Origin of the sequence: Bradyrhizobium sp. BR13661, from assembly GCF_029892425.1 — a bacterium.
Taxonomy (GTDB): domain Bacteria; phylum Pseudomonadota; class Alphaproteobacteria; order Rhizobiales; family Xanthobacteraceae; genus Bradyrhizobium.
Map to the genome: position 1 here is coordinate 66,019 of NZ_JARXWB010000022.1, position 23,126 is coordinate 89,144.

20 protein-coding genes are annotated in these 23,126 nt (G+C 63.1%); 7 read left to right on the forward strand and 13 right to left on the reverse strand.

What is annotated here, in order from left to right:
• Positions 1-24: 24 nt before the first annotated feature.
• On the reverse strand, positions 25-801 hold the full coding sequence (locus M2427_RS29225) for a hypothetical protein (RefSeq protein ID WP_280710341.1): 777 nt from the start codon (positions 799-801) through the stop codon (positions 25-27).
• Between the two features lie 286 nt (positions 802-1,087).
• Here M2427_RS29225 and M2427_RS29230 point away from each other — a divergent pair, with 286 nt between their 5' ends.
• The 3 genes from M2427_RS29230 to dapD all read left to right on the forward strand — a co-directional run bounded on the left by M2427_RS29230 (position 1,088) and on the right by dapD (position 5,907).
• A complete protein-coding gene (locus M2427_RS29230; RefSeq protein ID WP_280710342.1) occupies positions 1,088-2,131 on the forward strand; it encodes an ABC transporter substrate-binding protein in 1,044 nt (347 codons plus the stop codon).
• Complete coding sequence (locus M2427_RS29235; protein WP_280710343.1) at positions 2,128-4,833, forward strand: hybrid sensor histidine kinase/response regulator; 2,706 nt, start codon at positions 2,128-2,130, stop codon at positions 4,831-4,833. The genes M2427_RS29230 and M2427_RS29235 overlap by 4 nt, the downstream gene beginning before the upstream one ends.
• A gap of 102 nt (positions 4,834-4,935) precedes the next feature.
• On the forward strand, positions 4,936-5,907 hold the full coding sequence (dapD, locus tag M2427_RS29240) for a 2,3,4,5-tetrahydropyridine-2,6-dicarboxylate N-succinyltransferase (protein WP_280710344.1): 972 nt from the start codon (positions 4,936-4,938) through the stop codon (positions 5,905-5,907).
• Positions 5,908-5,959: 52 nt separating this feature from the next.
• Here the strand turns inward: dapD and M2427_RS29245 are convergent, their stop codons facing one another.
• Positions 5,960-6,868: a LysR family transcriptional regulator gene (locus tag M2427_RS29245; RefSeq protein ID WP_280710345.1), complete on the reverse strand. Its 909-nt coding sequence runs from the start codon at positions 6,866-6,868 to the stop codon at positions 5,960-5,962.
• Positions 6,869-7,000: 132 nt separating this feature from the next.
• Between M2427_RS29245 and M2427_RS29250 the strand changes: the two genes are divergently transcribed.
• Together M2427_RS29250 and M2427_RS29255 are read left to right on the forward strand one after the other, a co-directional pair.
• Entirely contained in the window at positions 7,001-7,939 is a 939-nt protein-coding gene (locus M2427_RS29250) for a ring-cleaving dioxygenase (RefSeq protein WP_280710346.1), read from the forward strand.
• On the forward strand, positions 7,936-8,553 hold the full coding sequence (locus M2427_RS29255; protein ID WP_280710347.1) for an alpha/beta hydrolase: 618 nt from the start codon (positions 7,936-7,938) through the stop codon (positions 8,551-8,553). The genes M2427_RS29250 and M2427_RS29255 overlap by 4 nt, the downstream gene beginning before the upstream one ends.
• Before the next feature lie 103 nt (positions 8,554-8,656).
• Here the strand turns inward: M2427_RS29255 and M2427_RS29260 are convergent, their stop codons facing one another.
• Positions 8,657-10,339, reverse strand: coding sequence for a tannase/feruloyl esterase family alpha/beta hydrolase (locus tag M2427_RS29260; protein WP_280710348.1), 1,683 nt, complete (start codon positions 10,337-10,339; stop codon positions 8,657-8,659).
• A 222-nt stretch (positions 10,340-10,561) separates the two neighbouring features.
• On the reverse strand, positions 10,562-11,311 hold the full coding sequence (locus M2427_RS29265; RefSeq protein WP_280710349.1) for a phytanoyl-CoA dioxygenase family protein: 750 nt from the start codon (positions 11,309-11,311) through the stop codon (positions 10,562-10,564).
• A gap of 502 nt (positions 11,312-11,813) precedes the next feature.
• Between M2427_RS29265 and M2427_RS29270 the strand changes: the two genes are divergently transcribed.
• Positions 11,814-12,185, forward strand: a complete 372-nt coding sequence (locus M2427_RS29270; RefSeq protein ID WP_280710350.1) for a hypothetical protein — start codon at positions 11,814-11,816, stop codon at positions 12,183-12,185.
• Positions 12,186-12,245: 60 nt separating this feature from the next.
• Positions 12,246-12,527: a hypothetical protein gene (locus M2427_RS29275; protein ID WP_280710351.1), complete on the forward strand. Its 282-nt coding sequence runs from the start codon at positions 12,246-12,248 to the stop codon at positions 12,525-12,527.
• A 431-nt stretch (positions 12,528-12,958) separates the two neighbouring features.
• On the opposite strand, the gene M2427_RS29280 is transcribed toward M2427_RS29275, so the two are convergent.
• The 9 genes from M2427_RS29280 to M2427_RS29320 all read right to left on the reverse strand — a co-directional run bounded on the left by M2427_RS29280 (position 12,959) and on the right by M2427_RS29320 (position 23,107).
• A complete protein-coding gene (locus M2427_RS29280) occupies positions 12,959-13,261 on the reverse strand; it encodes a chorismate mutase (protein ID WP_280710404.1) in 303 nt (100 codons plus the stop codon).
• Positions 13,262-14,517: 1,256 nt separating this feature from the next.
• Positions 14,518-14,898: a hypothetical protein gene (locus M2427_RS29285; RefSeq protein WP_280710352.1), complete on the reverse strand. Its 381-nt coding sequence runs from the start codon at positions 14,896-14,898 to the stop codon at positions 14,518-14,520.
• A 38-nt stretch (positions 14,899-14,936) separates the two neighbouring features.
• Positions 14,937-15,503 carry a hypothetical protein gene (locus tag M2427_RS29290; RefSeq protein WP_280710353.1) on the reverse strand — a complete coding sequence of 189 codons (567 nt, stop codon included), beginning with the start codon at positions 15,501-15,503 and terminating at the stop codon, positions 14,937-14,939.
• A gap of 970 nt (positions 15,504-16,473) precedes the next feature.
• Entirely contained in the window at positions 16,474-17,184 is a 711-nt protein-coding gene (locus M2427_RS29295) for a hypothetical protein (protein WP_280710354.1), read from the reverse strand.
• A gap of 522 nt (positions 17,185-17,706) precedes the next feature.
• On the reverse strand, positions 17,707-19,200 hold the full coding sequence (locus M2427_RS29300; RefSeq protein ID WP_280710355.1) for an ABC transporter substrate-binding protein: 1,494 nt from the start codon (positions 19,198-19,200) through the stop codon (positions 17,707-17,709).
• A 55-nt stretch (positions 19,201-19,255) separates the two neighbouring features.
• Entirely contained in the window at positions 19,256-20,260 is a 1,005-nt protein-coding gene (locus M2427_RS29305) for an oligopeptide/dipeptide ABC transporter ATP-binding protein (RefSeq protein WP_280710356.1), read from the reverse strand.
• A complete protein-coding gene (locus M2427_RS29310) occupies positions 20,257-21,264 on the reverse strand; it encodes an ABC transporter ATP-binding protein (protein ID WP_280710357.1) in 1,008 nt (335 codons plus the stop codon). The genes M2427_RS29305 and M2427_RS29310 overlap by 4 nt, the downstream gene beginning before the upstream one ends.
• Before the next feature lie 2 nt (positions 21,265-21,266).
• Positions 21,267-22,160, reverse strand: a complete 894-nt coding sequence (locus M2427_RS29315; protein ID WP_280710358.1) for an ABC transporter permease — start codon at positions 22,158-22,160, stop codon at positions 21,267-21,269.
• Positions 22,157-23,107 (reverse strand): ABC transporter permease, encoded by a 951-nt coding sequence (locus M2427_RS29320; protein ID WP_280710359.1) that lies wholly within the window; start codon positions 23,105-23,107, stop codon positions 22,157-22,159. The genes M2427_RS29315 and M2427_RS29320 overlap by 4 nt, the downstream gene beginning before the upstream one ends.
• Between the last annotated feature and the right edge of the window lie 19 nt (positions 23,108-23,126).

Sequence of the window (23,126 nt, forward strand, 5' to 3'; positions counted from 1 at the left end):
AGAATGTCGTGAGAAGGTCCGGGATCAGAACTGGCCCGGTGGAAGCTTGAAGACGTCGGGGCTCTTGGCGTCGGCCACATAGAACAGCAGCAGGCTCGTCGGCGTGAGCACGCGCTGGTTGTTCTCCTTGTTCTCGAACGTGCCCTGCAGCAGCAGGATCACCGAGCGATCCCTGGCATCGCTGCCGCGGAACATCACGATGCCGCCGTTGACAGGCATGTTGACCGCGATGGAATCAGGCTTGAAGCCTTCGCTGAGAAAATGGGCGCGCAGGATGTTGGCATTGGAGAACAGCTTCTCCGGCGTCATCGCCGCATCGGTCGCCTTGGACCACACCGCGCCGACCTGGATCAGCGACTTGGACTTGTAGCCGAACACATAGGAGAGCTCGGCGGTGCCACCGTTCGGCAGCAGATCCGGAACGGTGAGAAGCACGCTGTGGGTCAGCTCCGACGGATTGTCCTGGGCCTTGATGGCGTCGGCCTTCGGATTGAAGTCCTTGGTCATCGCCGCGCGGACATCGGGCTCGCTCATGCCGAACTTGGCCGAACGGAAACCGTCGATCGCCTTGATGTCTCCCGCCTTGGCCTTGTCGTCGGTCGCGGCGGCTTCGCTGGCCGCCGGTGCTGCGGCAGCGCCCGGGGCTGCTGCGACCGGCGATGCACCTGCCGCGACCGCCTTTGGCGCCGCCGCGGCCTTCTGCTTGGATGCCGCGCCTTGAACGCCTTGCGCCGTCAGAGGCCCGGCCGCAACGGTGGTGAGAAGGCCAACCAGGGCCGGGACGAGGTAGATTTTGCGCATCATAAACCTTCGAAAACGAACTTGAAACAACGGCTCAAAAATCGGCAGCTTCTCAATCAACTCCCCCGATACGTCGCCTCGTCAGGGACGAAAATGTTGCAAGGCCGGAAGGCCTTGCAAGGCACCACGGGGCAGACATCAATCGAAACAGCGATCCACGTAGCAATACGGTATCGGGCTGCCCGTGGCTGCGAATGATCATTCACACGCGCTTTTTTTCATCAATTGTGATCGGCAGCCTTTCGCGTTATGCCTTTTGGCAGGGGCAACTTTTGCGAAACATTTCATGATTGTACGGCCTGTTCCTGCCCGCGCTATGCCGGCGGTCGCCCGCCGCGATTTCATTCGGCTTGCGGGCGCAACCGCCGCAGGATTTCTTGCGCTCGGCGCAACGCCAGATCGCCTGAAGATTGTCGCCTCGATCACCAGCCTGCCGCTCGACGACGAGCTGACCAGACGCAGCATGACCGAATTTGCGACCACTCGGCTCGGTGGGCTCATTGCCGGCCTGAGGCAACGAGGCTGGGTCGAAGGCGTCAACTTCCGTTTCGAGCTTCGCTCCAGCTTCGGCGGACCTGACAAGACGAAAGCTGCCGTCGTAGAGATCATCGATCTCAACCCGGACGTCATCCTGACCGGCTCGACGGTCGAAACCGCGGCCGTAATAGCGGCCACCAAGACGATCCCGATCGTTTTCGCGACATCCAACGACCCCGTCGGCAATGGCTTCGTGCAAAGCCTCGCTCATCCCGGCGGCAACGTGACGGGCTTCACCAGCAGCACTCCCGAGATGGGCGGCAAATGGCTTCAGCTGATCAAGGAAGCCGTGCCTGACATCGAGCGCGTCGGCGTTCTGTTCAATCCAGCGAGCACGCCGGGCGCCGGGCGCTTCTATCTCGACTCGCTCGAGCAGGAGGCTGCGGCTTCGGGTGTGACAGTGGTTCTCACGCCGATCAGTAAGCCAGCCGAAATCGACGGCGCGATTCAGCGCTTCGCCGAGCCACCGAAGGCGGCAATGATCTCGCTCGTCGACAGCTTTCTGGTGGTCAACCGGCAGGCGATCGTGGCGGCCACGGCGAAATATCGCGTGCCCATGATCTATCCGTTCCACTATTTCATGGATGCGGGCGGGCTGATGAGCTACGGGCCTACGCTGGAAGTGCGCTCGGCCGACTACGTCGATCTGATCCTGCGCGGCACCAAGGCCGGCGATCTGCCGGTGCAATCGCCGCGCAAATACGAGCTGTTGATCAACCGCACAGTCGCGAGCGCGCTCGGACTGAAGATTCCGTTCACGCTGCTCGCGCGCGCCGACGAGATCCGCGAGTGAACGAACAGATCGACCAGGGATATTTGCGAACGCCTCCCGGACGGCTGTTCCGCAAATATCTCTACGCGATCGTCGCCCTCACCTTCGCCGCGCTCGCCATCAACACCGCCTTCGACGTCTGGTTCTCCTATCGCGAGCAGAAGCAGCTGCTCGCCGCGACCCAGCGTGAGCAGGCCGCAAGCGCGGCCATCCAGATCGGACAGTTCGTCAGCCAGATCGAGAACCAGGTCAGATGGCTGTCGCGCCTGCCGCCGGAGCTTTCGACCAACGAAGACGTGCGCCTGAACGCCATCCGCCTGCTGCGCCTTTCGCCCGCCATTGCCGAAATCACCCAGCTCGATTCACAGGGCCGCGAGCAGGTGCGCGTGTCGCGCCGCGTCGCTGACAGGATCGGCAGCCAGGTCGATCAATCCTCCTTTGCCGCCTTCCGCGGCGCCAATGAAAGCCGGGCCTATTACGGGCCGGTCTACTTTTTCGGCGACACCGAGCCGTTCATGACGATCGCCACGCGCGGGACCGGCAGCGCGCCCAACGTCGTCGTCGCCGAGGTCAATCTGCGCTTCATCTGGGACCTCGTCGCCGGCATCAGGGTCGGCAACAGCGGCAAGGCCTATGTGGTCGATCGCCTCGGTGTGTTGATCGCGCATCCGGATTTGTGGCCGGCGCTCCGCCGCAGCGATCTCTCCGGGCATGCGGATGTGCGCGCCGCGCTCGACGGCGTCGGTCCGCCGTCGGGCGGCCAGGTCAAGGAGGATTTGTCCGGCCAGCGCGTGCTGTCGACCTATGCGACCGTCCCCTCGCTCGGCTGGCTGGTGTTCGTGGAGCTTCCGCTCAGCGAAGCCTACGCGCCGATCTACGCGTCGATCGGACGGTCGACCTTTCTGCTGATCGTCCTTCTGGCCTTCGCGACGCTGGTGTCGCTGTGGCTCAGCCGGCGCATGGCCGTGCCGATCCAGATGCTGAGCCAGGGCGCGCGGCGGATCGGCAGCGGCGATCTCGGCCTGCGTCTCGCCATCAAGACCGGCGACGAGCTGGAGGCACTCGGCGACCAGTTCAACCGGATGGCGGCGCATCTGCGCGAATCCTACGCGACGCTCGAGCGCAAGGTGATCGAGCGCACCTCCGAGCTGGAGAAAGCGCGCGACCAGGCTCTCGCCGAGCACGACGCGGCCGAGCGCGCGCGCAGCGTCGCGGTTGAGGCCAACGAGACCAAGTCGCGCTTCCTCGCCGTGGTCAGCCACGAGCTGCGCACGCCGCTCAACGGCGTCATGGGCGTGCTGCAGCTGCTCGATGACGGCAGGCTCAGCGAGGTCCAGCGTCGTCACCTCGCCACCGCCGCAGCCTCGGGCGAAACGCTGATCGCGCTGGTCGATGCCATCCTCGAATATGCGCGCCTCGAGGCCAGCGCCGAGACATTGGAGACGCGCGACTTCCGCCTCGACCAGCTGATCGAGACGGCGGCGGATCTGATGCGTCCGCAGGCCTCCCGCAAGGGGCTGACCTTCGACCTCGCCTGCGACGCGACGGTCAGCACGTCGGTGCACGGCGATCCTGTCCGGCTCAACCGTATCCTGCTCAATCTGATCGGCAACGCCATCAAGTTCACCCCGAGCGGCGGAATTTCCGTGAGTGCTGCGATCGAGCAGCATGACGATCATCCGCGCCTCCGCACTGTGGTTCGTGACACCGGCATCGGCATCGCACCCGACATGCACGAGCGCATTTTCGAGGATTTCGTGCAGGCCGACGACAGCATCGCGCGGCGGTTCGGCGGCACCGGCCTTGGCCTTGCGATCGCACGCCGTCTGACGCGGCTGATGCGCGGCGAATTGACGGTGGAGAGTGCGCCAGGCCAAGGCAGCGCATTTACGCTTGTCGTCCCGCTCGGCAACGCCGCAAGCGGCATTGTACAAGGCGCGCCGCCGCCGCCTTCGCGGCAACTCCGCGTCCTGCTGGTCGACGACGACCCCGTCAATTGCGAAGTCGGCGAGGCCATTTTGGTCAGGCTCGGCCATCGCGCCGCGATCGCGAGAAACGGCGCGGCCGCCGTCGCGCTCGCCGGAAGCCAGCCGTTCGACATCATCCTGATGGACCTGCACATGCCTGACATGGACGGGGTGGAGGCGGCCGCACGCATTCGCCGGCTCCCGCTCCAGCCAATGCCGCGGATCATCGTCGTGACCGCCGACGTATCGCGCAGCACCCGCGAACGGCTCGCAGGCGCCGGGATCACCAAGGTCGTGAGCAAGCCGATCCTGATCAACGCGTTGCGCGAGGCGATCGAGGACGAGCCCGAGCATGATGCAAAGGGCGCGCCGCTTGCGGCCGGGGCATTGATCGACCGGCACTTTCTCGACGACCAGAAGGAGCTGCTCGGCGCCTCGCAGATTGCCAAGCTGCACCAGCTCCTGGACGAGACCGGACAGAAACTGATCGCCGACATCTCGGCCGCCGCCGCAGCCGGCGATCACAAGCAGCTTGCGCGATCCGCGCACCAGCTCGGCAGCGCCGCGAGCGCGCTCGGCCTTACCAGCCTGTTCGATCGCTGTCGTGACATCGAGCTGGCCGCGCCGGCGATGTCGCCCGCGGAATGCCAGGAGTCCGCGCGCGAGCTCGCCGCGCTTCGGGACGCCTCGATGAGCGCGCTCGACGATTGTCTCGCACCTGCCGAAGACCCGCCTCTCGCCGCTGGGGAGAGGTGAGCCGGAGCAAGCCGACGGGGCGTGCTTTAGAGTTCAGAAGTTGCCACTTCCACAACAACTCGCGTATGCATGACGTGCAGGATCGCAGTGGGAGACATTCAAATGGCGATGGAGCTGAGGGGCGCACGGGGCGAGGGATTTGCGACTGTGACCGCTGAAGGTCGCGTGCTGGATTCCTGGTTTCTCCGGCTCGATCTGATTGCGGAGGCCGGCAAAGCGGCAACGGTCCGGCTCGCCAACGACGAGATCGTCAAATCGTTGGGCGTATCGGCGGACGGATATGCGCGACACGACGACATCCGCAATGTCGAGATCGTGCCCATCAGGACGGACATCGGCTCCCTTGCATCCGCGCCAACGGATGTCCACGACGCATATCTGCGCCTTCATCTGTTGAGCCACCGGCTCGTCCAGCCGAATTGCCAAAACCTCGACGGCATTTTCGGTCTGTTGCCCAACGTGGCCTGGACGACATCAGGTCCCTGTGAGCCCGCTCGTGTCGGTGAAGCGCGCCTCCTGGCGCGAAAGCGCGGCCTCGCCTTTGAGGTGACCGGCATCGACAAGTTTCCGCGCATGACCGACTACGTGACGCCCGCGGACGTGCGAATTGCAGATGCGGATCGCGTCAGGCTCGGCGCCCATCTGGCTGCGGGCACGACCGTCATGCATGAAGGCTTTTGCAATTTCAATGCGGGCACGCTCGGTCCCTGCATGGTCGAGGGCCGGATCAGCGCCGGCGTGGTCGTGGGAAGCGGCAGCGACGTCGGTGGCGGCGCCTCGATCATGGGGACGCTGTCGGGTGGCGGCAAAGAGCGGATTACGGTTGGCGAACGCTGCCTGATCGGAGCCAACGCCGGCATCGGCATTTCATTGGGCGACGATTGCATCGTCGAAGCCGGCTGCTACATCACCGCAGGCGCGCGCATCCTTCTGGAAGATGGCCGCGTCCTGAAAGCCAAGGAGCTTTCGGGCGAGAGGGGCCTGCTTTTTCGTCGCAATTCCCAGAGCGGCGCTCTCGAGGCAACCAGACGCAAAGGGAATTGGGACGGCCTTAACGCGCAACTCCACGGCTAGGCAGTTCAACGCGAACCACCGCGTAGGAATGCCGCTCTGAGCGGCCTCGGCATCAACGCGGCCGCGTGCCCTCATCCTCCCTTCCAAACCGCTCCACCAGAAAATCGATGAACAGCCGCACCTTCACCGACAAATGCCGCGTCGGTGGATACACCGCATAGAGCGCAAGCGGCGGCGCGGAATAATCTGTTAGCACCGTCCGCAGCTCGCCCTTCTTCAAGGCCTCCGCCGCGATGAACTCAGGCAGCAGCGCGAGCCCCCTGCCCTTGATCGCGGCGTCGCGCAGCACTTCGGCGTTGTTGACGCAGAGCGACCAGGCCGGCTGGATCCAGTGGTCGCCGTCCGCACCTGACAGCTTCCACTGATTGCCTGTGAGCAGGAAGCCGTAGGTGAGCGATGCATGCGCGCGCAGATCCTGCGGATGCTTTGGCGTGCCGTGACGCGCGAGATAATCCGGCGAGGCGCAGATCATGCGCGGCACCGGCATGATCTTTCGCGCGATCAGGCTCGACGATTCCAGATCCGCGATCCGCAGCGTCACGTCAAAACCGTCCTGCACGGGATCGAGCAAATCGTCGCTGAGCACGATCTGCAGCTGAAGCTCGGGATATTGCTCCATGAAGTCCGCGAGCACGGGCCCGAGCCGCATCGTGCCGAACGACATCGGCGCGTTGACGCGCAACAGGCCGCGCGGCGCCGACTGCGCTTGCGTCACCGCCTGGTCGGCGGCCTCGATCTCCGCGAGGATGACGACGGCGCGCTCGAAATAGCGCTGGCCGTTCTCGGTCGGGCTGGCGTGCCGGGTGGTGCGGTTCAGGAGCTGGACACCGAGGCTCTCCTCGAGGTCGGCGATGTATTTGCTGATCGCCGAGCGCGACAGCCGCAGCTGCCGGCCCGCCTCGGCAAAGCTGCCGCTTTCGACCACTTTGACGAAGGCCCGGAGGCTGGCAACCTTATCCAACGGGCGCTCTCGCCGATTGTTTCCAAATCGTAGACATAGCCGTCATATTTGCATGGATTGTCTCCAATCCAAAGCGGAACAATATTTCCGGTCAGAGAGCAAAACCCTCTCCCCGAATTCAGGAGGACGACAATGTCTGGACTGCACCATGTCACCGCGATTGCCGGCGATCCCATCCGCAATTTCGGCTTTTACACTGGGGATCTCGGCCTGCGCTTCGTCAAGAAGACCGTCAATTTCGACGATCCCGGCACCTATCATTTCTACTACGGCGACGAGACCGGCCGCCCCGGCACCATCTTGACCTTCTTCCCCTGGGCCGGCGTGCCGCAGGGGCGTCGCGGCGTCGGCGAGACCCATCAGACCGCTTTCCGCGTGCCGCAGCGCTCGCTCGGCTACTGGACCCAGCGCTTCATCGAGAAGGGCATTGCTTACGAGGCGCTCGAAAAGCGCTTCGGCGAATCCGTGCTGCCGTTCACCGACCCTGACGGCATGGCGCTCGCGCTGGTCGGCATATCAGGCGCCGAGAACGAGCCGGGCTGGAGCAATGGCGACGTGCCTTCCGAGCATGCGATCCGCGGCTTCCACGGCGTGACCTTGCTGCTCGACAGCGCGGCGAAGACGGCTGCTGTCCTCACCGACGTGTTCGGCTTCAAGGAAACGGGCCGCGAGGGTTCGGTGATCCGCTTCAAGGCATCAGGCGATGCCGAGGGCAGCGTCGTCGACATCTACGAGGCCAAGGGCTTTCTGCGCGGCCATCAGGGTGGCGGCTCGGTGCACCACATCGCCTTCCGCGCGGCTGACGATGCCGAGCAGGGCAAGATGGCGCAAAAGCTCGTCAGCAATCACGGCCTGCACCCGACCGAGCAGAAGGACCGCAACTATTTCCGCTCGATCTATTTCCGCGAGCCCGGCGGCGTGCTGTTCGAGATCGCAACCGACATCCCCGGCTTCGCCGTCGACGAACCGGTCGCGACGCTCGGACGTGACCTGAAGCTGCCCGGCTTCCTCGAGAAGCACCGCAAGGAGATCGAGGGCGTACTGCCGAGCCTGGAAGCGACCGCATCATGACCGAGTTCATCCATCGCTTCGAGCCCGCGACCCGCGCGGGCTCCCCGCCGCTGCTGCTGCTCCACGGCACCGGCGGCGACGAAAATGACCTGCTCGGGCTCGGCAAGATGATCTCGCCGGACTCGGCCCTGCTCTCGCCGCGCGGCCGCGTGCTCGAGCACGGCATGCCGCGTTTCTTCCGCCGTCTTGCCGAGGGCGTGTTCGACGAGGAAGACGTGCGCCGACGCGCACTCGAGCTCGGCGACTTCGTCGCCGATGCGCGCAAGCGCTACGGCATCGCGGCACCCGTTGCTGTGGGCTTTTCCAACGGCGCCAACATCGCAGCCGCGCTGTTGCTGCTGAAGCCGGACGTGCTGGCAGGCGCTGCGCTGCTGCGCGCGATGGTGCCGCTCTCGGATCCGCCGACGGCTAACCTTGTTGGCAAGCCTGTCCAGTTGCTGTCTGGGCAGGCCGATCCGATCGTACCCGCCAGCAATTCGGCCAAGCTTGCGATGCTGTTGTCGGACGCAGGCGCACGTGTCGACCACAGGGTCCTGCCGGCAGGACACCAACTGTCGCAGGCCGACGTGACGCTGGCCCGCAACTGGATCCGCAGCGTCGAGGCACTGGCCTAGAGCGTTTTCGAGCGAAGTGGATACCGGTTCGCGTGAAGAAAACGCGTCAAAACAAGAAGCTGGAGCCCCGTTCCGATTCGATCGGAACGAGGCTCCAGCCGCGCTACGGCGTCTTGCAGACGAAGTTCGCTACGTCCTCGATATCGCCTGAACCGGAATAGGCCGCGTACGACGGATACGGACAAAGAGGCCGGCTGCGGTTTGCGCTCCATGTCGCCGGGATATCCTTGTTGGCCGGATCGATGGAGGACATGATCCGCTCCGGCGCCTTGCCGTGCTCAACCCACTCGGTCAGTGCCGTCAGCGCATCGAACTTGTCGAGTGCGACCCCGCCGCCGCAATGCGTCCCACCCGGTATGGTGAAAAGGCGGGCGAACCCATCGGCATGGCCCTGTGCGTTCTTGTTCAGTCGGTCGTACCAGCGGATGGTATCGTTGACCGAAAACACCGGGTCGGCCTGGCCGTGGAAAATGAGCATCTTGCGGCCGGCCGCTTGCAGGCCTGCGAGCTTGGGATCGTCGACGTCGGGCGGCGCCATGAAGTCCATGGCCGACTCTGTGAACGTCCCGTCCTTGGCGAAGATTTTCGGCGCGTCCTTGTCGAAATCGTAGGCCTTCAGCGCGTCGATGAGCTTGTCGTTGCTGCCTTCCACGGCAACTGGCGGGGTCGAGAAAATGTAGTTCAGTGACGCCGCCCCCATCGTGGCGATGATCGGATAATTGTTCCATGGCGGGACCGAACTCTCGACTTTCCAGGCGCGCCAGTTGCCGGTGCCGATACCGCCGTCGAGCGGCCAGTCCGAATAGAGCGCTTCGCCCTTCGAATTTTTCGGCCCGGCGAGGCTGGTCTTCAGCGCCTCCACTTTGGCTTCCGGCAGGCAGGCGGAGTTCTGGCCGGGCGCGCACACAAGGCTCTTGAGGTCGAAGGCCTTCTGGCAGGCAGCGAGATTGGACGTAAGCCCATCCTTGGCGCCATCGAGTGCGTCGCAGGCTTCCGTGATGCGCGAGGCAACGAGTTGCGCATCCTCTTTGGTGATCGACTTGCGAAGATCCGGATCGGCTTTCAGGAACGCCTGCACGTCCCAGGCGTGCTGGACCGCGGCGCGCGGCAGATCGAAGCCCGGATTGCCGACGAGGAAGCCGTCGTAATTTTCGGGCATGCGCGAGGCGGCGACCATCGCGTGGCGTCCGCCGTTCGAGCAGCCGGCCATGTAGGAGCGCTCCGGCTGGCGGCCGTAATGCAGCGCGATCACCTTCTTCGCAACCGGCGAGAGCGTCATGTCGGCGGCGTAGCCGTAATCGCGCCGCGCCTGCGGATCGAGCCCGAAGGCCGCGCCTGCTGCAAGTCCGAGTGGCTTGTTGGCGGGGTCGGAGCCCGAATGACCGCTGTCCGACGACAGCACCGCGAAACCTCGCGCCAGCGGCACCGTGCCGCCCGAGCCAAGACCCGCGGGGCTGGAACCTAGCGCGGGCACGACCACGCCGTCATTGCCGCCATTGACCTGATGCAGGAAGCGCCCGTTCCAATCGGCCGGCAGCCTCATCTCGAACTGGATTGAATAGGCCTTTCCATCCGCGCCGGTGCGACGGTTGGCGAGCCCGGTCACAATGCAATGCTTGGGAAGACCGTTGCCGGCCTCCTGCAGCTTGGTGGCGACGATCTCGATGCCGGGGATGGCAAGCGATGCCGTGGTGACCGGCGAGCAGTTCTCCCCATCGGCGCGGGCGAGCGCCGTCGTTCCAAGAAGGGCAGCCAATATTGCTGCCGTTACAGCACCGGACCTCATGGCGATCTCCCCAATTTAATTATTTGATATAACCATTATACCAGCTCCCTATCTCTGGCAAGCCTTGTCCCAACCAAGGAAAGTGCTGACGACGGCAAAACGAGGAGTTGCATTCCTCACGGCCGCTCGGCCCGTCATCATCGAACACGATGGCAGGCAGAGCTGGGTCCGTGGCGTGAGCAATCGTCAGCGCGTAGCGCGCAGGATCGGTTGAGCGGCACCTCACCGAGGGCGGTCAAGTGCCATTCGTGCAGGCTCAAATTCCAGCAGCGGATCCCGTACACAGTCCCGCCATCTCGTCCGATGGCCTTCCGCTTGGAGACGGAAATAGACGACGCGCCGGACCACCGCAGAACTGTTTCCACCCATGTTGTGGCCGAGCAGGTAGTTTCCAAGAAAGAGATCGCCGGCCCGTCCCAACACCTGTTCCGGCGGCTCCATTGGGTAGGTCGGGTGCTCGATGTCGAACAACGCGTCGGGCCCGTGCTCGCGGAGATAAGACGCAGCAATCTTGTGCGAGCCGGGCCAGACCCAGAGATTGCCCATATCGGTCGCGGTCTGGTCAGTCAGGAATACGCCGGCCAGAAGGGTGAACGTTCCGGGGCGTCCGCTCGGCTCGGTGATTTTGAGCCCGTCGATATGCGGCCCACCGGGCCGATGATTCCAGACCGGAATATTGAGCGAGACCTGAAGTTGCTCCAGCCTGGCCAGGGCCAGTGGCGCGATCAGGCTTTCGACGATCTCCCGGGCGCTTGTCTCTTGCAGCAGCGCGACCAGCGGATCGGTGTCGGCCGGATTCTGTTCCCAATAGAAATGGAATCCGCGACGGTCGGCGGGAGGGGGATTTTGTTCGACCAACCGGTCGATCCGCCGCATTGCCGCATCGATCAGTGTTGGTGGGGCGACGTCTGGAATAACCACAGAGCCGCGTTCTGCGAATCTGCGCAGATGATCATCGTTGAGGGGGGACATGACTGAGCTTTCTCTACGTGCCAGCACCTACGGCCCGTCGTGCGGGACCGCGAAGTGCGGTCGGTTCGATCGAGAGAACGCCGCTCGCAAGCACACGGCGCGCGAGGACGATCTCCAATTCCTGCCCGCAAGGCGCGGACGAGCCGTTAGCGGCCCGACAGGAAGAAAACCGAAGCGATGTTGAGAGTGCTGATCATCATGGCCTCAACACTACCAAAGCGGCGCACCGACGCAAGTCCTCGACGTCTCGATCAAGCTTGCGGTAATCCCCGCGGCGGCCTGCGGGCATCGTCTTCGGACGGTGCGCCATCTTCGGTCGAACCAACCCTGCCCGCTTAGACCGGAATGTATTTTGGTTGAATTGATGCGAACCGAGCAGTCTCGCTGAATTTATTCGCGTGTCGTGATTTCCCGATGGCCCTTTGCGCTAGGTCAACTTCTGCGGCGTCCGGGCAAATAGCATCATCACGACGTATCTCGTCTCTGGTCAAGGGAGAGTGAAATGCTGTTTGCGCTGTTTGCCGCCGCTTTATCAGCAAGCGTGCCCGTGACACCCGTCTCCGACCGCGTTCCTTCATTGAATGTCGAGGCGCTCTGCAAGGCGACAGCCGACACCGACAAGGCGATGAAACTTGCCGAGCCTCAAAGCGCAGCCAATTGCATGCGGGACGAGACCGCTGCCAAGCAACAGCTCGATTCCATTTGGCAGGCCACGTCCGTTGCAGTCCGCAATCGATGCGAGGGCGAGGCCACGACCGGCGGCTTCCAGAGCTATGTCGACCTTCTCACCTGTATCGAGATGGCCGACACCGCAAATGCATCGACACCCGCGAGCCCTCCGAGGGGAGCCAGCAGAATTCGAAACAAGCCATAGAAGCGCGCCCAACCCTTCGACGCCGTCACAGTTCAACTGAGAGAGGAAGAGGAGAACGCCATGGTCATTCGGAAGAAGATCTGGATTGCACTCGCGGTTGTCGCCGCCATGGGCTCGATACAGTGGTCGAACGAGGATGGCCTTTCATTCTCGATCGAGAGCGCACAGGCCCGCGTCGGGCGGCCTGCAACTCCGGTGAGTGTCGCCGGTGTTGCACGTCGAACCACCCGTCGCGCGGTGGTTGGTGGCGCTGCCGTGGGAGCGGCGGCGGTCGGAGCGGCAGCCGTCGCTGCGCCGACATGTGCCCGCGTGCTGGTAAATGGCGTCTGGGTCTGTCGATAGGCGACCAGTTCAGCGGGAGGCGATCGAATTTGGCGAACGTCTCCCGCTCTCAATGGGTTCGCTCCGTCACGCCGCTGAAAGCAAATATGGCCAAAGCTTCGTTCGAAAGCTTGGCCAGCGCGCGTGTTTCCGGAGCGGATCAGTATGCTGAGGTCATCGCCGCCGGGGACCGGCTGGGACGGTGTTTGGCATCACGATAAGAAGTGAAGAGCCGGCGCGCAGAGCAAACTTCCAGTCGGACCAGCAGCCCCAGAGCAGACGAAAAGCCGAGCTGGCGAAGTGAGGCCGCTCTTGGGTGCAAAGTGGACATCCTGAAGACGCTCCAGTTCTATTTCGGGCCAACAAGAGACTCAGGCACTGCGTGAAATTTTGATCGTCAGTCCATACCTCGCGTCGCTCGTATCCTGGCCACATATCTCCGTTGAACGAGATCAACTGCTGGAGTCAGCTCTGACACGCGTAGTCTCGTGGTGGCGGATCACTTCCTTGATGATGAAGGCTAAAAACTTTTCGGCGAAGTCCGGATCAAGGTTCGCGGCCTGTGCTAGTGAGCGAAGTCTCTCTACCTGCTGTCCCTCGCGAGCCGCGTCAGAGGACGGCAGCCGAAGGCGAGCTTTCAATTCCCCTACCCGTTGGGTGCACTTAAATCGTTCTGCGAGGATGTGAACTAAAGCTGCATCCAGATTGTCGATGCTATCGCGAAGAGCTTGCAGTTCTGGCTGAGTTTCCATCATCTCGGTTCCGGCGATCTTCATGTGGCTGTTTCAGGCTAAACTAGATTCGAGATAGGCCCAAGGCGGTTGGTCGATCTGGCTATTCGGGTGAGGTCGAAGTCTGCTTCGCGTCAATCGCGACGGTTAGGCTCGGCTTAAGTTACGTCCGCTCTGACCCTGACAGCCGACACATCCTCAGCCGCGGGATGCGGCAGCGATGGGCCAACAGCGGTCTTACCGGTGGCGCGTCAGTCGAGGATCATTCGTGATGATTTGAAGCGCCGGGAGATTGCTCTCGGACCGTCAGCGTCCACGGCCCCTGATCGTACATCTCGGGCTCGGGTTCACCGCCCTTGCCGTAACGCAGTCGCGCACCCGCTTCTAGCTGAGTGCAAATCCGCACTACAAGCGGCTCTTGAGGCTCGACACCATAGGCGGCAAGAGCTGATCGCACCTTCCGCCACCGTTGCTTGGTGAAGACGCCGGTATGACACAACCCTTCGCAGCAGCAGTACGCTCGACCAGCGCGAAACGTGAGATGCAGTTCGAACTCCTCGCCTTGGCCTCGGATGTTCTCGACGCTCAGGGCGTAATACTGGTCGGGGTCCCCTTCGGCGCCTCGGTTCCCCCGGAGTAGATCGATCCAAGCCGCACAGATGCTGGCTTGGAGGGCGCGTAGGGTCTCGTGTTCGTTCATGGCTATCGCGTGCCTAGCGGCGCGCCGTTTCTGTGTCCATTCTTAGAGGTTGGCTAACGCCAAGCTATTTGAGCTGGAGAGAGTCGGGACCGCTAACCTCAGTCCAGTGCGTGACGCCGAGTGCACTCGATAGCACTTGCATTACGACAGAGTTGTTGAGGACAGCATCTTTGGGGTGATTCACTTGGACTCCCCCGATTCCGCTCCTCCAGATCGCGTCTGGTCGAACTTCCGACTTTCCCTGCCACCAGCGGGTGAAGTAGAACACTCGCCACTGCTCGCCGGGGAGACGATAGCAGCCCTCAATATGGTCGCAATCTTCCGGGTAGTAACAATCGAAGCTGATCTCGGCATTCATTCGGAGCGCCACTGAGGCAGCACAATTGCCGAGCCTATGGCCGCCGGGGAGTATCCCAAAGGATAAGCGGATGGCAAGTGGCCCGAGGTCCGTTGTGGGTCAATCACGACGGTTTAGCCCTGTTAAGTTAGTTCCGGTCTGGCCCTGACAGCCGACATATCCTCGGCCGTGGCATGCGGCAGCGATGGGGCCACAAGCCGACATGAAGTGAGTCCAAACTTCTTATGCTCTTTCGGGCTTCGAGTAGTTGTTCGCGAGCAGCGAACACATTCCCATGGAACCCGCTGCAACGGCACCGACGAGACCGAAGTGCTGCAATGGCGGAGCCTGCCCAAGGGCGACGACGAAACAAGCGAATGCGATTGCTGCCCCAGTTGCAGCGATCAACGGTGCCCTCACCACAATGGGGACGGCCCGCGACAAGCCGACATCGACCATAAGCGACAGCCAAGAAACAAAAAAACCAAAGACATATGCCAAGGTCGCGCCCTCGGCAGGATCACGAAGCGCGGCGTCGGCTCCATCCCGGATGATTGCCCAAAGAAGTGAGCCAAGCACGCCGAAGATTGGGCCGAAAACGAGATAGACCCAGACTCTCTTCATTCCAAGCCTGCTGCATCGACTGGCTCAACGTTTAGCATCTACCCCCCGCATCGCTCTTTAACGCGCTCATAAGCATCGATGTACTTTGTGTAGAATTTCTTTTCTCGCGCGCCGAGCGCGTAGGAGCGGCAGGCACCATCAGGAAACGGAATCTTGCTCAAGTCAAAATCCGGTTTTGAAAACCGCGAATAACAAAAAGCCTGCTTCTGCGAACTGAAATGAAGGGAGTATGTGCACCGATTTTCGGGAGGAGCGTCGGCCGGCCCGCGGCAAGCTTCCCATAGCTGATACGTTCCATCGAACTTCGTAAAGTCTAATTGCACTACATCGAGCCCATTCTTTTCCTGACTTGTGGAGACAAAGACGCATCGCTTGTCTGGAATCTGACGTATCTCAACACGCACGCGTCGATCACCAAGCTCTTCGAGAGTGACGGAATCATCTGTCGTACTCGTCAACTTGTATGAGGATTCACCGCCAGGTCCATGAATGAGCATGGCAACATCCGGCAAAATCGCCGCAGTGCCCTTCGATTGTCCGGATTGCGCGTGGCTCATCGAGGAGACGCAAATTGTTGCAGCGAAGGCAAGAACGATCCGGTTCAAAGTGCTGCTCCAAATAAGTTCGCTTCGTGTGAGTGCCCGGCAGCAGACATCGCCTTCGCACGGCACCCCTTCAATTCTAGGCCGCCTAAGCGTGATTAGGTTGTAAAATAAGCTTCGGCAACCGTTAGGGCGCAGAATGCTCAATTTTCAATGAAGCGGCTGCGACTTCCGATATGGGGCAATCGCGTCGGTTCGGCCTGATCGCAGCGGCGTCAGGTTTACCCGTCATTCCGGACATCAAAGCGCCGGACCGAGATCGTGGCGATGGGCCATGAGCTGACTCACGTAGTGCGACGTGAGCCGACGGCTTGGAGGACGCGGTAAGTGGCTGATGCGGCCAGTGGGTTTTTTGTTTCGATGAGACGCGGAAATCATTCGTCGCGATGCTGGTTTGACAAATATCAACGGCAGCGCCGGACGGCATATTATTGCTCTCCATGCAAGATCCGCAGGGTCGACGATCCTTTCGACCCAGGGAGGCACCCAATGCGATGTCAGGCCCTATTGATCGCTGCTGCGCTCGCGGCCGCCACCGTCCCGGCGCGCGCCCAGTGTCCCCCCGGCACCGTCTTGCTCGGTACACAGTGCGTGCAGCACTGCCCCCCGGGCATGTGGTCGGTTCACGGAAGGTGCTTGCCTCCTCCTCCTCCGCGTTCTTCGTCTGGAACCAGCCAAGGCGGGTACGCGTCGGGCGGCGGAGGATATGCCGGTCCGTCGTATTTGCAGCCGGATTGGCCGAGGAATCGACCGACGCCGCCGCCTCAAAAACAAATGAGGCAATAAAGTCCTCTTGGGGTCAAACGCGACGGCTTTGCCCGATCTCTATCAGGTCCGGTCTTGTCTCTCAGAGCCGACATGCGGGTGGCGGGCGGATTTCGTCGCGATGGGCCCAACAGCGGAAATCGGACGGCCTCGTGCAAGACTGGAAGGCGAAGCAATCCGGGCAGCGAAGAGGCGCGGCCGTTTCTGCTTATCGACTCTTGGCGCGCTTGAAGTATCCCTCAAGGACATCGACTATGCCGAGCTGAAGCTTCGCCGCGAATTTCACGCCTTCGATGTCCTTGCGCGCCACGGCGCTTCTCAGCCCATCCTGGATTGCTGCAGCCAGATCGCGGATGCCGGAGTCGCGAACGTTTTTTGCCAGCGCTGACCAATTGCTGTCCGAGTCCTTCGCTGTGGCTCCGATGGCCGCCCATTCTGCGGCCGGCCCCGCTGCCAGGATACTCAGCTTGAACCCCGAATAGTCCAGCATCGCGACCTCGATGGGCGAGGGACGCTGCGCAGGATCGGTCGCAGCTTCGATGACGCGATAGGCTTCGACAGATGCAAGCGCGATCGCCGGCAGGTCTTTCCCGGCCATCGCCTGCTCCATGGCAGTCAGCTCGCGGGCGAGCGCGTCGAAAGTCGCGGCGTCGAGCAACGGACGCAGCATCGGGAGCGCCCTGCGCATCGCCGCCACCTTTTCAGCCACTTTATCCGCCTTGCCGCCCAGGGCGGCATCGATCAGATCCTCGTTAATCGAGGCAGCATCGGCAAGCTTGGCGTTGCGACCGAGGTCCTTGGCGGAGGCCTCCTGCGCGAAGAGCGGCCCGGCCCAGAAGTCCGGCGCGAGCAAGTGCACCAGGGCGGGCGAGAGCATGAAAGCTACGATGGCTGCGGCTGCGGCGGTGTGCTTGAGCATGTTCCTTCACCTCAACTCGCCGCCCCTATTTCGGACGCCGGCGAAGCGTGGCCCGTCAATTAACAGGATGACATTGCACCAACGATCACCCTTGATGAAGATCAAATGCTGCGTGCGATAGCGGGTCCCGATTCGAGTCATGAATCGACCGGGAGCAACATCAACTATGATGTCCGTGCCAAGTGGTTGCGGTGCGGATGACCGCTCCGGGTCAACGGCTGCCCTCGGCAGCCAGCATGCCCTTGATGGTCGGCGAACCATGCGTCGCGCCCGCCACTTCCGCAACGAGTCATAAGGCTACCGCGTGCCGGCAATTCCGATCTTGGCATTATGCCGGTGTTTTGCCCGACGGAGCAAGGTATTTCGTCGCGTCCGAAATTTCTTCAAGCCTTTCAAACCGATCTCTACGGTGCATGGGGTTGTTTTCAGCTTGTGTTTTTGGGAGGCCAAAACGAATGGCCTCTTCCCGATGGGAAGAGGCCATTGCAGAAGCGACAGTGCCGACCGATGACGCGGTCCTGCTTACTCCCAGGACCAGGCCGAGAGATCATTCTCGAACTGCGGGACTTCCTTCCAGACGCCCTTCAGCTTCTTGTTGACGACCGTTGGCCATTGCGGCTGGAACAGGAAGCCGGCCACCGCGTCGGTCGCCAGCATTGTCTGGGCATCGCCGAGCAACTTGGCGCGGCCGGCCTCGTCGGGCGTCGACACGATCTGCTTGTAGAGCGCGTTGAAGGCCTCGCTGTTGTAGCCGAGGTAGAAGTCGGGCTCGGTCAGCTTGACGAGATCGAACGGCTCGACATGGGAGACGATGGTGAGGTCGTAATTGTGCGGACCGTTGGGGGCGAAGGCCTGCGACAGCCACTGTGCCCATTCGACGTTCTCGATCTTGGCGACGATGCCGACCTTGGCGAGCTGGGCTGCCAGGATCTCGCCGCCCTGCCGCGCGTAAGGCGGCGGCGGCAGCTTCAGGCTGAGCTCGAGCGGCGTGGTGATGCCGGCTTCTGCCAGCAGCTTCTTCGCCTTCTCGGGGTCGTAGGGGTTGATTGCGGTGGTGTCGACATAGCCGAGCGAACCCGGCGTGTAGAAGCTGCCGATCGGCGTGCCGAAACCTTCGACCGCGCCGTCGATCATCGCCTTGCGGTCGATGGCGGCGAGGATGGCGCGACGCACGCGCACGTCGTCGAGCGGCTTCTTCTTCTCGTTGATGGCGACGATGGTCTTGGCCTTGGAGCCGCCGATCAGCACGGTGAAGCGCGGATCGCTTTTGAACTGGGCGACGCCGCGGACGGTGACGCGCGGGAACGCGTCGACGTCGCCCGACAACAGCGCTGCGATCTGCGCGGCGGGATCGCCGATGAAGCGGATCGTCACCTTCGACAGCTTGATCGCGGACGCGTTGCGGTAGTCGGCCCATTTGTTCAGCGTGAGCGAGGAGCCCTTGACCCAGGCGCCAAGCTGATACGGCCCGGTGCCGACCGGCTGGGTGATGTTGGTCGCCGCGCTCTTTGGCTCGACGATCGAGCCGCTCGCCTGTCCCAGCAGGAACGGCAGGTTCGGCTCGGGATATTTCAGCGTGAGCGCGATCGTATCGGCGTCGGGCGCATCGATCTTCTCGATCGCCTGGTACAGGCTCTTGTCCTTGTTGGTGCTGTTCGCGGCCGCGTTGCGCTCGAACGAGAATTTCACGGCGGCGGAATCGAAGGCCTCGCCGTTCTGGAATTTGACGCCCTTGCGCAGCTTGAACGTATAGGTCTTGAGGTCGGGCGATGCGGTCCAGCTCTCGGCGAGCAGCGGCGAGACCGAGCCGTCCTCGTTGATCTTGGTCAGGGTCTCGTAGATGTTGTAGAGCGTGACCTCGGCGATCGCAGCGGCGGCGGCGTTGGTGGGATCGAGCCCCGGCGGCTCCAGCGTCATGCCCATGACGACGCTGTCCTTCTTGCTCTGCGCCAGCACCGGCAGCGGCGCCGCGGCCAATGCCGCGGCAAAAGCGACGATCGTTAGCTTCTTCAACATGCCCAAACTCCCCGGCCTTCTTCTATCTGAGGCTACACCAATTCCGTACCCGACATTAGCCTTCCAGGCCCACCTGCGGCAATGCCATCACGGCCTCCGCCTTGTGGCAGGCGGCGAGATGGCCCTCGCCCACCTTGCGTAGCAAGGGCGGAACCTCGCGGCAATGCTGGTCGGCGAGCGGACAGCGCGCCACGTAAGGGCATCCGGCCGCAGCCGCCGAGCGCGAGGCGATCGCCTGGGCCCCGCGCCGCCGCCGGCCGCCACCGGCACGCGCCCGCGGCACCGCATCCAGCAGCGCCCGCGTATAGGGATGGGCGCAGCGTTCGAACAGATCCTCGGGGCGCCCCTGCTCGACGACCCGGCCGAGATACATCACCGCGACCTCGTCGCAGAGATAGTCGACCACGGCGAGGTCGTGGCTGATCAGAATGTAGCTGAGGCCGAACTGCTCCTGCAGGTCCTGCATCAGGTTCAGCACCTGCGCCTGCACGGAGACGTCGAGCGCGGAGACGGGCTCGTCCGCGACGATCAGCTTCGGCTGGGTGATCAGCGCGCGCGCGATCGCGATGCGCTGGCGCTGACCGCCGGAGAACTCGTGCGGATATTTGTCCATGTCCGCTTCGCGCAGGCCGACCTGTTTCAGCACCGTCGCGACGCAAGCGCGGAACATCGTGCGGTCGGCGTCATCGAGCACGGTGAGCGGCTCGGCGACAATGCGCGCAATGGTCTGGCGCGGATCGAGCGATCCGTAAGGGTCCTGGAACACCATCTGGAAATCGCGCCGCGCCCGGCGCAGTTCATCGGGCGAGATGCGGTTCAGATCGCGGCCGAGCAGCGTCACCTCGCCCGCGGTTGGCCGCTCCAGCGCCATCACGACGCGCGCAAACGTCGATTTGCCCGAGCCGGACTCGCCGACGATGCCGAGGCTCTTGCCGGCCTGCACCTGCACACTGACGCCATTGAGCGCGCGGACCTGGCCCGGCGGACGGAACAGACTCTCGCGCGGCAGCATGTAGCGCTGCTCGAGATTCTTGACGTCGAGAAGTGGAACAGCGCTCATGCGGACAGCGCCCCGACATTCGCGGCCATCGAGACATCTGTGCGAACGCAGCGCACGACGTGCGAGGGGCCGACCTCGACCATCGGCGGCAGCGCCGCGCGGCATTTGTCCAGGACCAGCGGACAGCGATCGCCGAAGGCGCAGCCAACAGGCAGATCGGCGAGCTCCGGCACCGTGCCCGAGATCGTCGTCAGCCGCGTCCCCTTGCGCGCGCCGAGCTTTGGGCGGGCGCGGAACAGGCCTTGCGTATAGGGATGGCCCATGCGGCGAAATACCTCGTCGGTCGGCCCGCTCTCGACGACGGTACCGCCATACATCACCATCATGCGCTGCACGTTCTCGGCGATGACGCCGAGATCATGCGAGATCAGGATCATCGACATGCCCCGCTCCTCGACGAGATCAGCGATGAGATCGAGGATCTGGCCCTGGATGGTGACGTCGAGCGCGGTGGTCGGCTCGTCTGCAATCAACAGATCAGGCTCACAGGCGAGTGCCATCGCGATCGTGACGCGCTGGCGCTGGCCGCCGGAGAACTGGTGCGGATAGGCATCGATGCGCTTGGCGGGATCGGGCAGCCCGACGCGGTCGAGCAAGGCGATCGCCTCCTTGCGCGCCTGCGCGGCGGAATATTTCTTGTGACGCCGCAGCGGCTCGGCGACCTGATGGCCGATCGTGTGCATCGGGTTCAGCGCCGTCATCGGCTCCTGGAAGATCATGCTGATGCGGTTACCGCGCAGCTTGCAGTATTCCGCATCCGGAAGGCGGGCGAGCTCGTTGCCGTCAAGCTTGATGCTGCCCGTGACGACCGCGCTGTCGGGAAGCAACCCCATCAGCGACAGCGCCGTGACCGACTTGCCACATCCGGATTCACCGACAAGCCCGAGCGTCTCGCCGCGCTTCAGCGCAAAGCTGACGCCGCGCACGGCCTGCGCCGGACCGCGGCTGGTGTTGAGGCGGACGCCGAGATTATCGACCTCGATCAGGGTTGCGGGACCAGCCATCGTCACCGCTCGCGCGCCAGTCGCGGATCGAGCAGATCGCGCAATCCATCACCGAGCAGATTGAGACCGAGCACGGCGATCGCGATCGCCGCGCCGGGATAGACCGCGAGCATCGGCGACTGGAACAGCATGGTCTGCGCATCGTTCAGCATCCGGCCCCAGGACGGCTGGGGCGGCTGGGTGCCGAGGCCGAGATAGGACAGCGCGGCTTCGGCGAGAATCGCCAGCGCGAACTGAATGGTTGCCTGCACGATCAGGATTGACAGGATGTTCGGCAAGACGTGCTCGATGGTGATGCGGAAAGCGCCCTTCCCCGAAGCACGTGCCGCCAGCACGAATTCACGCGCCCAGATCGCATTGGCCGAGCCGCGCGTCAGCCGGGTCAAGGTGGGGATCTGGAAGATGCCGATCGCGATGATCGAGGTCACCATGCCCGGGCCTGCGACCGCGGCGAGCATGATCGCCGAGAGCACCGCCGGAAAAGCGAAGGTGAAGTCGGAGAAGCGCATGATGATCTCTTCGGTCCAGCCGCGCTTGGCCGAGGCGATCAGGCCAAGGCAGACGCCGAAGGAAAGACCGATGCTGACCGCGATGATGCCGACCAGGATGGTCGAGCGCGCGCCCGCGAGCAGCAGCGAGACGATATCGCGGCCGAACGAATCAGTACCGAGCCAGTGCGCCGCCGACGGCGGCCGCAGCTTCGAGGCGATGTCGATCTCGTAAGGCGACCAGGGCGTCCAAACCAGCGAAAGCAACGCCGAGACCACCACCAGCAGGCTGAGCGCGCCGCCCAACACAAAGCTGCGATGGCGCAGCGCGCGGCCCCAGAAGGTCTTTGCCGGCAAGGAGCGCGTTGTGATCGGCGCGTCAACCGGAGTGGATAGCTGCGCGCTCACAGGTCGTGCACCTTGATGCGGGGATCGATGAAAGCATAGAGCACGTCGACCACGAAATTGACGATAACGACCATGGCGGCAAGAAGCATCACGCAATTGCGCACCACGATCAGGTCGCGATTGGCAATCGACTGGAAGATCAGCCGGCCGAGGCCGGGCAGATAGAACACATTCTCGATCACGATGGTGCCGGCGAGCAGGTTGGCGAATTGGAGACCCATTACCGTCATCACGGGGATCATGGCATTGCGCAGCACATGGCTCCACAGCACCTCACGCTTGCCGAGCCCCTTTGCGCGCGCCGTGCGGACGAAGTCTTCGCGCAGCACTTCCAGCACCGCAGAGCGTGTGACGCGGGCAAGGATTGCGGCCTGCACCACGGCGAGCGAGATCGACGGCAGCAGCAGCGATTTCACCCCCGGCCAGATGCCGTCATCCCAACCGGCAAAGCCGCCGGCGGAGAGCCATTGCAGCCGCACGGCGAACAGCAGCACCAGAAGAATTGCGAACCAGAAATTCGGCAACGCGATGCCCACTTGCGTCAGCGACATCACGCCGACGTCGCCGAGCTTGTTGTGGTTGGCCGCGGTGTAGATGCCGGCCGAGAGCGCCAACACCACCGTGATCAGCATCGACATGATGGCGAGCGGGATGGTCAGCACCAGCCGCTCCACGATCAGGCTGGCGACCGGCGTGCCGTAGACATAAGAATTGCCGAGATCGCCGACGAACAGTCCCTTGATCCATTGGAGATACCGGACAGCCAACGGCTGATCGAGTCCGAGCTTGACCGTGAGGGCACGGACCGCGTCGGCCGACGCATCGGCACCCATCAGCATCTGGGCGGCATTGCCCGGCAACGCATCCAGCACCAGGAAAATGATCACGGACGCTCCGACCAGCGTCGCCAGCAAGGTCAGGACACGTCGGAGGACAAATACGCTCATGCGTGATCAGGGTCAGGGC

Coding starts and splice junctions, on each gene's coding strand:
- M2427_RS29225 (WP_280710341.1), bottom strand. CDS start 801: ATGCGCAAAATCTACCTCGTCCCGGCCCTGGTTGGCCTTCTCACCACC.
- M2427_RS29230 (WP_280710342.1), top strand. CDS start 1,088: ATGATTGTACGGCCTGTTCCTGCCCGCGCTATGCCGGCGGTCGCCCGC.
- dapD (WP_280710344.1), top strand. CDS start 4,936: ATGGCGATGGAGCTGAGGGGCGCACGGGGCGAGGGATTTGCGACTGTG.
- M2427_RS29250 (WP_280710346.1), top strand. CDS start 7,001: ATGTCTGGACTGCACCATGTCACCGCGATTGCCGGCGATCCCATCCGC.
- M2427_RS29255 (WP_280710347.1), top strand. CDS start 7,936: ATGACCGAGTTCATCCATCGCTTCGAGCCCGCGACCCGCGCGGGCTCC.
- M2427_RS29260 (WP_280710348.1), bottom strand. CDS start 10,339: ATGAGGTCCGGTGCTGTAACGGCAGCAATATTGGCTGCCCTTCTTGGA.
- M2427_RS29265 (WP_280710349.1), bottom strand. CDS start 11,311: ATGTCCCCCCTCAACGATGATCATCTGCGCAGATTCGCAGAACGCGGC.
- M2427_RS29270 (WP_280710350.1), top strand. CDS start 11,814: ATGCTGTTTGCGCTGTTTGCCGCCGCTTTATCAGCAAGCGTGCCCGTG.
- M2427_RS29275 (WP_280710351.1), top strand. CDS start 12,246: ATGGTCATTCGGAAGAAGATCTGGATTGCACTCGCGGTTGTCGCCGCC.
- M2427_RS29280 (WP_280710404.1), bottom strand. CDS start 13,261: ATGATGGAAACTCAGCCAGAACTGCAAGCTCTTCGCGATAGCATCGAC.
- M2427_RS29285 (WP_280710352.1), bottom strand. CDS start 14,898: ATGAAGAGAGTCTGGGTCTATCTCGTTTTCGGCCCAATCTTCGGCGTG.
- M2427_RS29295 (WP_280710354.1), bottom strand. CDS start 17,184: ATGCTCAAGCACACCGCCGCAGCCGCAGCCATCGTAGCTTTCATGCTC.
- M2427_RS29300 (WP_280710355.1), bottom strand. CDS start 19,200: ATGTTGAAGAAGCTAACGATCGTCGCTTTTGCCGCGGCATTGGCCGCG.
- M2427_RS29305 (WP_280710356.1), bottom strand. CDS start 20,260: ATGAGCGCTGTTCCACTTCTCGACGTCAAGAATCTCGAGCAGCGCTAC.
- M2427_RS29310 (WP_280710357.1), bottom strand. CDS start 21,264: ATGGCTGGTCCCGCAACCCTGATCGAGGTCGATAATCTCGGCGTCCGC.
- M2427_RS29320 (WP_280710359.1), bottom strand. CDS start 23,107: ATGAGCGTATTTGTCCTCCGACGTGTCCTGACCTTGCTGGCGACGCTG.